The sequence below is a fragment of the Streptomyces sp. NPDC059009 genome, from assembly GCF_042740175.1.
Classification (GTDB): domain Bacteria; phylum Actinomycetota; class Actinomycetes; order Streptomycetales; family Streptomycetaceae; genus Streptomyces.
This window is the reverse complement of the sequence record NZ_JBHYJB010000007.1, coordinates 1-11,227: the sequence shown is the minus strand read 5'-3', so window position 1 is coordinate 11,227 and position 11,227 is coordinate 1. Positions and strand designations below refer to the sequence as shown.

Sequence of the window (11,227 nt, the reverse complement as noted above, 5' to 3'; positions counted from 1 at the left end):
CGTACGGCGAGCGCCACTTGGCGCCTGCGCACTGCCTGCGTGCCGCCTACTTGGTGCCGAAGATCGCCGCGATCGGCTGCGGCGTCTTGTAGACCGTGGACGGCTCGCTCTCGTGGTCGGCGCCCAGGTAGAGGCGCTCGCCCGCGTACAGGACGCGCCGGTCCGTCTCGAAGCGGCTCTCCATCTCGTACGTGGACGAGGGGTTCTGCATCAGCTTCGTCTTCTTGTACGTGGCCGGGTCGATGCTCCAGACGGCGCCGCCCTCCTCGGACGCCACGCTGCTCTCCTGGTACACGATGACCTTCCCGCCCTCGTCCACGCCGACGGGCGCCATGCGGCCGCTCTCGCTGCCCTGGGTCATGCCCACGCGCTTGCCCGTCTTCAGGCTGATCGCGACGATGTCGTTGTCGGCGTCGGAGGAGGCGCTGACCGGGTCGGAGGTGCCCACGAACAGCGTGTTCGTCTTCTTGTCGACCGTGATCTGGGTGCAGCCGGAGACGTTGGTGGAGGGGCACTCCGCCTCGTACTTGCCGTGCTTGCCGCCCTTCGCGCTGATCGTGCTGAGCAGCTTGCCCTGGGCGGCGCCGTCGTCGATCGACAGGAGGGAGGAGATCCCGGAGCCGCCCTGCGACTTGCCGTCGTCCACGGCCACCACGAGGGGGTCGGTGGACACGACGTGGGCGTACTTCGTGCCCTGCGGCAGCTTGTACGAGGAGGTGGCCGTGCGGTTCTTGGGGTTGACCGTCTGGACCTCGAGCGCCGGGCGGTCGGTGCTGCCGCAGTCGCGCACCGCGACGAGCTTCTCGCCCTCGCTCGCGTAGCCCTGGTCGGGACACTTGGTGTCCGAGTCCTGCTTCCACTGCGGGGCGCCGCCCACGGACCAGGACGCGGCGCCGCTGGTGCCGGCCGCCGCCACGGTGCCGCCCCCGAGGCTCACCTCGTCGAAGCTCTGCGCGGAGCCGTAGCTGTCCTTGGCCTCCTTCTGCCAGAGCAGCTTGCCCTTGTTGATGTCGACGACGCCGACCTCGGTGCAGGTGGGTGTCGACTCCTTGTCGTTCTGGAAGAGGACGGCCACCTTTCCGTCCTTGCTGGGCCGCTCCGACGACCAGCAGACCTCGCCCGCGAGCGGCACCTCCCACTGCTGCTTTCCACCGGCGAGCGGATAGCCGACGATTTTCTTGAGCTCGGTCTTCACGAAGTTCTTGTCGGTGGTCCACATGCCCATGGCGCCGGTCAGCTCGCTCACCTTGGCCATCGGCACCTTGGCGAGGACCTTCGCCTCGGGGGCGGTGGCCTCCGAACCGCCGTCGCCCTGACCGCTGTTGCCCCCGTCATCGGAACCACAGGCGCTGAGCACGAGCGCGGCGGAGAGTGCCGCCCCGATGGCGACCGCCGTGCGCGATATGGACATGTTTCGTCTCCTCATAAACGCGGGCGCCCGGCCTCGAATGGGCCGGGCTTTCCCCGTGCGGAGATCCTTCCCTTTCGGATTCGGAATTTCAACTCCGGATTCCTGATCGCCAGTTCAGTTCAAATGTCCCCAAGTGCATTTAGGGGAGCGTGAATTGAAGTCCCGCATTTCATGTCCGGGAATGCGGCGTCGTAAACCCGCTGATTCTGTCGATTCCGTCGGCCTTTTGGGCGGCGCCGTGGGCGGCTCCCCGGGCGGCGTCGTCCCGCTCCACACCACGGACCAGATCGAGCGCCCGCCCCAGGATGTCGAGGCGTTCGGCCAGGCTCTCGCCCGCCGGGTAGAGCCGCACGGTGTCGACCCCGGCCGCCCGCCACACCCGAAGCCGCTCGCGCACCATGTCCTCGGTGCCGATCAGCGTCGTGCCGAGCACCATCTCGTCGGTGACCAGGCCGGCGGCGCCCTCCCGGTCGCCCGCCTGCCAGCGACGGTGCACCTCGGCCGCCGTGTCGGCCCAGCCCTGACGGCTGTAGGCGGCGTTGTAGAAGTTGGTGGCCGCCGAGCCCATGCCGCCCAGGCTGAACGCCAGCTTCGCCCTCCGCTCGGCCATCATCGAGCGCAGCTCGTCCTCGTCCCGGGCGAACGCCACCTCGGCGCCCTGGCACACGTCGAGCTCCGTCCGCTCGCGCCCGGCCGCCGCGAGGCCCGCGTCCAGGTGGTCGAAGTACGCCTCCTTCGCGCCCTCCGGCACGAAGCTCGTGCCCAGCCAGCCGTCGGCGATCTCGCCGGTCAGACGGAGCATCTTGGGGGAGAGGGTGGCGAGATAGACGGGGACGGCGTGCTCGGTGCGCAGCGAGAGCCGCATCGGCCGCGCCTCCCCGCCCGGCAGCGGAATGGTGAACTCCCGCCCGGAGTACGTGACTTTCTCCCCGGACGCGGCCGCGCGCACCACCTCCACGGTCTCCCGCATGCGCGACAGCGGCCGGGCGAACGGCACACCGTGCAGCCCCTCGATCACCTGCGGCCCGGACGGACCGAGACCGAGCAGGAAGCGGCCCTCCGAGATCTCCGCGAGGGTGAGGGCGGCCCGCGCGATGGCCATCGGGGTGCGCGTGGCCAGCTGGATGATGCCCGAGCCGAGCAGCATCCGCTCCGTGCGGGCGGCGAGATAGCCGAGCGGCGAGGGCGCCTCCGCGCCCCACGCCTCCGCGACCCAGCAGATGTCCATGCCGAGCTTCTCCGCCTCGGTCACGAAGTCGACGGTCTCGCGCCAACTCCCGCCGGATGCCTCGATGGTGGTCGACGTCCGCATCAGCTGTCCGCCCTCTCGTCGCCCGTGCCCCCGTCGCCCGCGCCCTCGGCGAGCCGCTTGACGGCGTCGAGCGTGGCACCGATGCTCCGCTCGAACTCCCGCATCCGTACGAACACGATCTTCTGCTCCTTCTCCGGCATCCGGTCGATGGCGTACGAGAGTCCGGAGCGCCCGGGCCCCATGCGCATCCACTGCCGCAGCAGCGCCCCGCCGTCCTGCTCGACGACGGTGAACCGCCAGCGCGCCGAGGGCAGTTCGGGATCCCCGACCGCCCAGGCGAACACCTGCTCCGGCCCGTCCGGCTCGTATGCGACGACCTCGGAGACGGTGGACCACTCCCCGAAGGACGGATGGGCGCTGTGCCCGCGGAAGCGCGCCCCGAGCGCGGGGCCGGTCCGCCCTTCCAGCCACTCGACCCCCCGCAGCTCCGTGCTCAGCCGGGGCATCAGGTGGATGTCGCTGACGAGGCCCCACACCCGCCCGGGCGGAGCCCCGATCCAGATCTCACCCTCGACGGTCGGTGTATCGGCATAGCGTGCGCCTGTCCACTCCATGACCTTCAAAGTTGCGTAGATAGACTTACCTGTCAAGGGTGAACACGGCCGTTGGGAGGGGGTGGTCAGGCGCCGAACCGCTCACGCACGTCCGGGCGCCCGGCGAGCCGCGCGGGATAGCCGGGGCCGAGCCGGGCGCTGGTGTTGGCGGGCGTCATGGGGTCGCCGCAGTCGGCGCAGACGACCTCGGGCCGGCTGGTGTGCCCGCACGGCTCGTGCCGGAACACCACGGGCGGGCCCTGTTCGTCGGCGAGCCAGCGGTCGCCCCACGCGTTCATCGCCATGAGGACGCCGTAGAAGTCGCGGCCCTTCTCGGTGAGGACGTAATCGTGGCGGACCGGCTCGGTCTGGTACGGGCGCTTCTCCAGGAGGCCCTCGTCGACCAGGCGGCGCAGCCGGTCCGCGAGGGTGTTGCGCGCGACGCCGAGGGACTGCTGGAACCCGTCGAAGCGCCGCACGCCGTAGAACGCCTCGCGCAGCACCAGCGGCGTCCACCAGTCCCCGAGCAGATCCATGGTGCGGGCGATCGAACAGGGCCAGTGGGCAAAGGAAGTCCGCCTCATGAGGGCCAGCATAGGTCGGGCGGCGCCGCGGGCCTGAGGGGGAACCCCGCAGGCCGGGGACGGATGGCTGCGGGTCCGCCCCCGGCCGAAGGGCCCCGTGGCTCGGTCGGACTCAACGGCCTTGCAGCGCCTTGACGTTGTCGCCGAAGGTCCAGTTCTTGGAGCCGTCCCAGTTGAGGGACCAGGTCATCAGGCCCTTGAGGCCGCCGCCGTAGTGGTTCCACGCCTGGGCCACGGAGCCCGGCGCCATATAGCCGCCGCCGGCTCCGGGCTGGGCGGGCAGCCCCGGCACCTGCTTGTCGTAGGGCACCCGGATCGTGGTGCCCTGCACGACGAGCCCCTTGTTCAGGCAGTCGGTCTGCGCGGTGAAGCCCTGCACCGTCCCGGCCTGGTACGAGTCGCCGGAGCAGCCGTACATCGAGCCGTTGTAGTACTGCATGTTGAGCCACCACAGGCGGCCGTTGTCCGCGTACTTCTTCACGATCGGCAGGTAGGCGCCCCAGATCGAGCCGTACGTGACGCTGCCCCCGGTGACGTACGCGGTCTCCGGCGCCATCGTCAGGCCGAAGCCCGCGGGCATCCGGGCGAGGACCCCGTCGATGATGCGGATCAGGTTGGACTGGGACGGCGAGAGCTGGTTGATGTTGCCGCTGCCGACGAGGCCGGTCTCGATGTCGATGTCGATCCCGTCGAAGTTGTACTTCTGCAGGATCGGCACGATCGTGTCGACGAAGCGGTCCGCGACGGCGGTCGAGCTCAGGTCGATGCCCGCGGTGGCCCCGCCGATGGAGAGCAGGACGGTCTGCCCGGCGGCCTTGGCCTGGCACATCTCCGCGGGCGTGGGCACCTTCACGGTGGCGTCCATGCCGTCCTCCCACAGGGCCGTCCCGTCCGAACGGATCACGGGGAAGGCGGCGTTGAGGACGTTGTAGCCGTGTGCGGCGATGCGGCTGTCCGTGACGGGGGTCCAGCCGAAGGGCGGGTGCACGCCGTTGGCGGCGCCGTCCCAGTTCTCCCAGTAGCCCTGGAGGACCTTCCCGGCGGGCTTGGGCTTGACGGCGCAGGTGTCGTCGCGGGCATCGGCCGGGGACGCGGCGGCGGTGAGGAACTGGGCGGCGAAGGCGAGGGTGAGACCGGCGCCGAGGAGGCGCGCGACCGGTCTGGAACGCCTGGATGAAGAGCGGGGGGAGCGAGGGGAGCGGGGGAACACGCCGACCTCCTGGACGGTGGGGGTTCGTTCCTGAAGAGGTGCTGGGGTGAGCGATGCCCCACAACGTAAGTTGGTCCAGACCTTTCGTCAACAGGTCTGGACCGTAAGGGTGTTGGAGTGCCAGGTGGTGCGTGCGCCCCGGCTAGCGGGCGGGGCGGGCCAGCCAGTCCAGGGCGCCCTCGGCGGTGAACTCGCCCTGGCCGCCGCGCAGCAGCAGGTCCGCCGTCGCGAACGCCGGGTCCTCCGCCTGCGCGGCGACGTACGGGATCGCGATGCACCGCATGCCCGCCGCGTGCGCGGCCGCCGAACCCGGAGCGGCGTCCTCCAGGACCACGCACTGTGAGGGGTCCGCGTCCAGGAGGCGGGCGGCGGCCAGGAAGACGTCGGGCGCGGGCTTGCCGCGGTCCACCTCGTCGGCCGAGATGTACGTGGTCAGCTGCGCGCCGAGGCCCGTGCCCGTGAGGATCGCCTCGATCGCGGCGCGGGAGGAGCCGGAGGCCACGGCCATCGGCACCCCGGCTCCGTGCAGGGCCTCGACGAACTTCCGCATCTGCGGGTAGACCTGCGTGTTCGCGCGGGCCAGTCGCAGATAGGCCGTGTTCGTCTCGTCGAGCAGCTCGGCCACGGGCGCGGTGAGCCCGTACCGCTCCTTCCAGATCTCCAGGGTCTCCAGGGTGCTGATGCCGACGTAGTGCTCGTGGTCCTGCCAGGTGAAGCCGGGGACGCCGTGCTCGGCGAGCACCAGGCGGCTCGCCTCGAAGTAGTTCGGCTCGCTGTCCACGAGGGTGCCGTCGAGATCGAAGATGACCGCTGTGCTGTCGAAGGTGCTCATGCCTTCCAGGATGCCAAGGACGCGATCATTCCGTTTTGGCGGAGCCGGAAGGGCCGGAGGAGCCGGCGGAGGTGGAAGGGCTGGGACCGGAGCCGGAGCCGGAGCCCTGGGCCGCCGCGCGGCCCACCGATTCGACCAGCGGCAGCAGCCGGTGCGGGACGCGTTCGCGCAGCGCCATCTCCGTGCGCGTGCGCACCACGCCCGGCAGCTGGATCAACTGCTGGATCACGTCCTCCAGATGACCGTTGTCCCGCGCGGCCACGCGCGTCAGGAGGTCGCCGCCGCCCGTGATCGAGAAGGCTTCGATGATCTCCGGCACCGCCGCGAGCGCGTCCCCGACGTCGTCGAGATGGCCTTGCGTGACCTCGATGTGCACGAAGGCGAGGACGGGGTGGCCGAGCGCGGCGGGGGAGAGGGAGGGGCCCGTGCCGGTGATCACGCCGTCCCGCTCCAGGCGGTCCAGGCGGGCCTGGAGCGTGCCGCGGGCGACGCCCAGAATGCGCGCGTACTCGCGGACGCTGGTGCGCGGCTGTTCCAGGAGCAGTCGCAGGATGCGGGTGTCGAGTGCGTCGACGGCCATGGTCCGATGGTCTCCCTGGGGCGCCAAGTGATCTTGAGTAACTGTACCAATGGTGCAGTGAAGGTGACGTCAGTTGAACCAGTGCCCGCTTGATGCTTTCCTAGCGCTCATCAATGGCGCCGCGATGCGCCGGAGCGACAAGGGCGCCGCTCCGGATTCCGCGGCGCCATTTGCCCATGTCCGGGCCCCTGTTCAGACCCTTGGCGGGCCCATGTTCGGATGCCGTCGGCGGGGGCACTCGGAGTGCGGGAGGGGCCGTGGGCGCCCCCAGACCCTCCGAGGAGGGGGATCTCGCATGAAGTGCTACGACTGCGCGCACGCCGGACAGTCCGTCGACGCCGTCGCCGTGTGCCGCCACTGCGGCAGCGGCATGTGCGTCGCCCACGTCGCCGTCGCCGGCGAGGAGGTGCGCCACCTCACCGGCATGGGGCTGAGCCACGGACCCCGCGCCGCGCGCCGGATGACGTGCACGGTCTGCCACGAGGCCGAATCGCTGGTGACCGCCGCGCACCACGCCCCCGCCGACCGCTGATCCGTTGGCCCCGTTCTGGCACTGCTGATCGCCGCCTGAGTGAACCATTGGCACAGCACGTCTCGATCGTGTTGAGCCAATGGGCCCGGCCATGCTCAAATATCCCCCGTCGATGGCGCTGCGGATCCCCGCGGCGCCCTTTTTCATGGGGCGCCACGGACACGCACGCGGGAACAGAAACGGAAGGGGCGGGAAGTAGCTGTGCTGAAGGGGATGTTCGTCGCCGCGGATCCCGGGCGGCTGCGACTGCGCAGTGCTCTGAGGGCGGTCCTCGGCATCGGCCTCGCGGTGACCGTCAGCGGTCTCGTCGGCCACTCGCTCGTCGCCGCCATCACCGGCGGCCTCGCCGCACTGCTCGCCCTCTTCACTGTCACCGACACCACCGTGCGCGGACAGGCCCTCACCACCGCCCTGCTCCCCGCCGTCGGCTTCCCGGTGCTCGCCCTCGCCGCCGGGCTCCACGACTACCCGCTCGCGCGCGACCTCGCCTTCCTCGCGGTCGTCGGCGGCGGCGTGTACGTGCGCCGGTTCGGTCCGCGCGGCCACGCGCTCGGCGTGTTCGCGTTCATGACCTTCTTCATCGCGCAGTTCCTGCACACGGTCCCCGGCCAGCTCCCCGAGCTGTACGCCGCCGTCGCCCTGTCCCTGCTCGCCTCGTCCACCGTCCGCTTCGGCCTCTGGTGCTACGAGCGACGCCTGCCGGTCGCCGCTCCGCCCGCCGCGCCCGGCGGCACCGGACTGCTGCGCACGACCACCCGGCAGGCCGTGCAGGCCACGGTCGGCGGCGGCGCCGCGCTCCTCGTGGGCCAGCTCCTGTCCGAGCAGCGCTGGTACTGGGCGGTCGGCGCCACCTGGTGGGTGTTCGTGAACACCGCCTCGCGTGGCGAGACCATGGTGCGCGGCTTCCGCCGGGTCCTCGGCACCCTCATCGGCATCGCCGTGGGCTTCGTCCTCGTCGTGCCGCTCCAGGGCGCACCCGTGCCCACGGCCGTCCTGGTCGCCGCCGGAGTCTTCGGGATCTTCTACACGGCCGCCGTCTCGTACACCTGGATGATGTTCGCCGTCACGGTCATGGCCGGGGCGCTCTACGGCCTGCTCGGCGTCCTGGACCCGCCGCTGCTCGCGCTGCGCCTGCTGGAGACCGGCGTCGGCGCGCTCGGGGCGGTGGCGGCCGTGCTCTTCGTGCTGCCCATCACCACCCACGCCACGAACCACGCCTGGATCGAGCGCGCCCTGCGCAGCGTCCGCGCCTGCGCCGCCGAGTCCGCCGCCCGCCTCTCCGGCGCCCCCGACGCCGACCCGGCCCCGCACGTCGCCGAACTGGAGGCGCTCCTCGGCCGGGTCCGGCTCTCGCTGGCCCCGCTGGTCCACCCGCTCAGCCCGATGCGCGCTCGCAAGGCTCGCGCCCGCCAGGTCCTCGCCCTGCTCGACGACTGCGCCCGCGAGGCCCGCGGCCTGGCCTCGGTCGCGGCGGACCCGGAGGCGTCCCACGACGCCCGGCTCGCCGCCGCCTGCCGCCGCGTGGAGGCCGCCGTCGAGGCGCTGATGGCGGGCGAGCAGGCCCTGGAGGCGACGGCGCCGCCCGCCGTCCACACCGCCGTCGAACCCGCCCTCGCCCACCTTCACGGCCTGGAAAGGGCGCTCGCCGAACTGGCCGCGCCCCTGCGGACCTCCCCGCGCTCCCCGCTGCTCGGCGCCTGATCACACCGGGTGCGGGCGCCAACTCGCCCGTGCCATGGGCAGGTTCGCCCGACATGTACAGGGTGGATCAGGCCATCGCAGGGGTAGTCCCGTCGCCAACGGACGCGCGGGCCGCGCGGGAGCGGCCCGCCCCGGAGCCCCCTGGGGGAGCGCGATGCACCCACGCCTGCGCCGGACCGAGAACACCGGGAATCCAGCCCGGAAGCCAAGTCTCGACCTCAACTCCAGGGTGAGGGGTGTCCCCTCACCCCATGCCGCCCTCACCCGGGCCGCCACCGAGTTCCTCACCCTGCACCACGCGGAGAACGCCCTCGGAGACCCGGCCCGCCGCGTCTCCGAGGCCCTCACCGAGATCGGCGCCACCGGCACCTACCGCCACACGCCCGACGAGCTCTCCTTCGGCGCCCGCGTGGCCTGGCGCAATGCGAGCCGCTGCATCGGGCGCCTGTACTGGCGCTCCCTGCGCGTCCTCGACCGCCGCTCCCTGAGCCGCGCCGAGGACCTCGCCGCCGCCTGCGCCACACACCTGCGCGAGGCCACCCACGGTGGCCGGATCCGGCCCCTCGTCACCGTCTTCGCCCCGGACGCCCCCGGCCGCCCTGGCCCGCGCATCTGGAACGAGCAGCTCATCCGGTACGCCGGATACGCCCGCCCCGACGGCAGCGTCACCGGCGACCCGCGCACCACCGGCTTCACCGCCCTGGCCCGGCGCCTGGGCTGGCCCGGCGGTCCCGGCACGCCCTTCGACGTGCTGCCGCTGGTGATCCAGGGCGCGGGCGGTGCACCCCGCTGGTTCGAGCTCCCCTCCGACGCCGTCCTCGAAGTCCCCATCGAGCACCCGGAGTACGCCTGGTGGGCGGAGCTCGGGCTGCGCTGGCACGCCGTCCCCGCGCTCTCCTGCATGTGCCTGGAGATCGGCGGCGTCTGCTATCCGGCTGCGCCCTTCAACGGCTGGTACATGGGCTCCGAGATAGGCGCCCGCAACTTCGGCGACACCGGCCGCTACGACCTGCTGCCCTGCATCGCGCGCCGCCTCGGCCTCGACACCGCCAGCGACCGCTCCCTGTGGAAGGACCGCGCCCTCGTCGAGGTGAACCGCGCCGTCCTGCACTCCTTCGACCGCGCGGGCGTCACCATGAGCGACCACCACACCGAGTCCCGCCGCTTCCTGGCCCACCTCGACCGCGAGGAGCGCAAGGGCCGCACCGTCGGCGCCGACTGGTCCTGGATCGTGCCGCCCCTGTCCGGCTCCGCGACACCCGTCTTCCATCGCACCTACGACACGGTCGAGCAGCGCCCCGCCTTCGTGCACCACCCGGAGGCCCTGGCCCGGGCGCGCGGCGAAGCCGACGCAACCCTGGTCCAGACCTGCTGCTAGCGTCGTCGCCGCACGATCACGGGTGCCGCGGGCGGCCGGGTCGCGATTCAGGGCGAGAGGGGAATGCAGTGGTCGGCAGCAGCCATGGCGTACGGGCGTACATCGGGTCCTTCACCGCGGCGGGAGGGCCCGGAGTGCTCGTCGCGGAACTCGACGGGGAGGGCGGCGCCCTGACCGTCGTGGGCGCGACGGACGTGGTCGCCGACCCGTCGTACCTCGCGCTCGCGCCCGACGGGCGGACCCTCTACGCGGTCAGCGAGACCGCCCGGGGCGCCGTCGCCGCCCTCGACGTCACGGGCGACAAGCCGGAACTCCGCGGCGCCCCCGTGCCCGTGCGGGCGGACGCACCCACCCACCTCGCCCTGCACGCGGGCCACGTGCTCACCGCCAACTACGGCTCGGGCAGCGTCTCCGCCGTCCCGCTGAACGCCGACGGCACCCTGGCCCCCGCCCCGTCCGGCGTCCTGCCGCACACCGGCTCAGGGCCGCACCCGCAGCGCCAGCAGAGCGCGCACGCCCACCAGGTGCTCCCGGACCCGAGCGGCCGCTGGGTGCTCAGCGTCGACCTCGGCACGGACTCGGTGCGCGTGTGCGCGCTCACCGACGGCGGCCCCGGCCTGCACCGCGAGGTGGCCCTGCGCCCCGGCTCCGGCCCGCGCCACCTCGCCTTCCACCCCGGCGGCACGCACGCGTACGTCCTCAACGAGCTGACGCCCACCCTCACCACCTGCGCCTGGGACCCCGCCGACGGCACGCTCAAGCCGCTCTCGGAGATCTCTGTGCTGCCGGGGGCACCGGAAGGCGACGCCTACCCCTCGGAGGTCGTGGTCGCGCCCGACGGCCGCTTCCTGTGGACCGCGACGCGCGGCGAGGACCTCATCTCCGTCTTCGCGCTCGACGGGGCGGGGGAGCGGCCGCGGCTCACCGCCTCGGTGGAGTGCGGCGGCGACTGGCCGCGCGACCTGGCCCTCGACCCCTCGGGCCGGTATCTGTACGCCGCCAACGAGCGCTCCGGCGACGTCACCTGGTTCGCCCTCGACGAGGCCACGGGCATCCCGGTCCGCACCGGGTCCGTCCCGGTGCCCGCGGCCTCCTGCGTGCTCTTCGGCTGACGCCGGGGCCGCCCACGGACACGCGGGCATACGGGCATACGG

The 11,227-nt window shown here is 72.3% G+C and carries 11 protein-coding genes; 4 read left to right on the top strand and 7 right to left on the bottom strand.

The genetic code is table 11. From position 1 onward, the window contains the following. Positions 1-46: 46 nt before the first annotated feature. The 7 genes from ACFWYM_RS08750 to ACFWYM_RS08720 form a co-directional block, all read right to left on the bottom strand. Entirely contained in the window at positions 47-1,411 is a 1,365-nt protein-coding gene (locus ACFWYM_RS08750) for a hypothetical protein (protein ID WP_384832159.1), read from the bottom strand. A gap of 169 nt (positions 1,412-1,580) precedes the next feature. Beyond that, a complete protein-coding gene (locus ACFWYM_RS08745) occupies positions 1,581-2,723 on the bottom strand; it encodes an LLM class flavin-dependent oxidoreductase (protein ID WP_384832156.1) in 1,143 nt (380 codons plus the stop codon). Next, entirely contained in the window at positions 2,723-3,277 is a 555-nt protein-coding gene (locus ACFWYM_RS08740) for an SRPBCC family protein (RefSeq protein ID WP_384832153.1), read from the bottom strand. Before ACFWYM_RS08740 ends, ACFWYM_RS08745 begins: the two co-directional genes overlap by 1 nt. Positions 3,278-3,342: 65 nt before the next feature. Next, positions 3,343-3,840, bottom strand: coding sequence for a winged helix-turn-helix transcriptional regulator (locus ACFWYM_RS08735; RefSeq protein ID WP_384832149.1), 498 nt, complete (start codon positions 3,838-3,840; stop codon positions 3,343-3,345). 112 nt (positions 3,841-3,952) lie between these two features. Then, on the bottom strand, positions 3,953-5,050 hold the full coding sequence (locus ACFWYM_RS08730) for a chitinase (protein WP_384832146.1): 1,098 nt from the start codon (positions 5,048-5,050) through the stop codon (positions 3,953-3,955). 142 nt (positions 5,051-5,192) lie between these two features. Next, complete coding sequence (locus ACFWYM_RS08725; RefSeq protein ID WP_384832143.1) at positions 5,193-5,882, bottom strand: HAD family hydrolase; 690 nt, start codon at positions 5,880-5,882, stop codon at positions 5,193-5,195. Positions 5,883-5,907: 25 nt separating this feature from the next. Further along, the gene (locus ACFWYM_RS08720) at positions 5,908-6,462 is read right to left on the bottom strand and encodes an Lrp/AsnC family transcriptional regulator (protein WP_384832140.1); all 555 of its coding nucleotides are present in this window, start codon (positions 6,460-6,462) and stop codon (positions 5,908-5,910) included. Positions 6,463-6,757: 295 nt separating this feature from the next. On the opposite strand from ACFWYM_RS08720, the gene ACFWYM_RS08715 reads away from it, so the two are divergent. The 4 genes from ACFWYM_RS08715 to ACFWYM_RS08700 all read left to right on the top strand — a co-directional run bounded on the left by ACFWYM_RS08715 (position 6,758) and on the right by ACFWYM_RS08700 (position 11,185). Then, positions 6,758-6,994 carry a DUF2180 family protein gene (locus ACFWYM_RS08715; RefSeq protein ID WP_384832137.1) on the top strand — a complete coding sequence of 79 codons (237 nt, stop codon included), beginning with the start codon at positions 6,758-6,760 and terminating at the stop codon, positions 6,992-6,994. Positions 6,995-7,195: 201 nt separating this feature from the next. Further along, a complete protein-coding gene (locus ACFWYM_RS08710; protein WP_384832134.1) occupies positions 7,196-8,695 on the top strand; it encodes an FUSC family protein in 1,500 nt (499 codons plus the stop codon). Between the two features lie 154 nt (positions 8,696-8,849). Beyond that, on the top strand, positions 8,850-10,073 hold the full coding sequence (locus ACFWYM_RS08705) for a nitric oxide synthase oxygenase (RefSeq protein WP_384832131.1): 1,224 nt from the start codon (positions 8,850-8,852) through the stop codon (positions 10,071-10,073). 68 nt (positions 10,074-10,141) lie between these two features. Beyond that, entirely contained in the window at positions 10,142-11,185 is a 1,044-nt protein-coding gene (locus ACFWYM_RS08700) for a lactonase family protein (RefSeq protein WP_384832128.1), read from the top strand. The last annotated feature ends 42 nt before the right edge of the window (positions 11,186-11,227 follow it).

What these genes read in the sequence shown, in the direction of transcription:
- ACFWYM_RS08735 (WP_384832149.1), bottom strand. Translation starts at nt 3,840, where the DNA reads ATGAGGCGGACTTCCTTTGCCCACTGGCCCTGTTCGATCGCCCGCACC.
- ACFWYM_RS08745 (WP_384832156.1), bottom strand. Translation starts at nt 2,723, where the DNA reads ATGCGGACGTCGACCACCATCGAGGCATCCGGCGGGAGTTGGCGCGAG.
- ACFWYM_RS08705 (WP_384832131.1), top strand. Translation starts at nt 8,850, where the DNA reads ATGCACCCACGCCTGCGCCGGACCGAGAACACCGGGAATCCAGCCCGG.
- ACFWYM_RS08740 (WP_384832153.1), bottom strand. Translation starts at nt 3,277, where the DNA reads ATGGAGTGGACAGGCGCACGCTATGCCGATACACCGACCGTCGAGGGT.
- ACFWYM_RS08750 (WP_384832159.1), bottom strand. Translation starts at nt 1,411, where the DNA reads ATGTCCATATCGCGCACGGCGGTCGCCATCGGGGCGGCACTCTCCGCC.
- ACFWYM_RS08720 (WP_384832140.1), bottom strand. Translation starts at nt 6,462, where the DNA reads ATGGCCGTCGACGCACTCGACACCCGCATCCTGCGACTGCTCCTGGAA.
- ACFWYM_RS08715 (WP_384832137.1), top strand. Translation starts at nt 6,758, where the DNA reads ATGAAGTGCTACGACTGCGCGCACGCCGGACAGTCCGTCGACGCCGTC.
- ACFWYM_RS08725 (WP_384832143.1), bottom strand. Translation starts at nt 5,882, where the DNA reads ATGAGCACCTTCGACAGCACAGCGGTCATCTTCGATCTCGACGGCACC.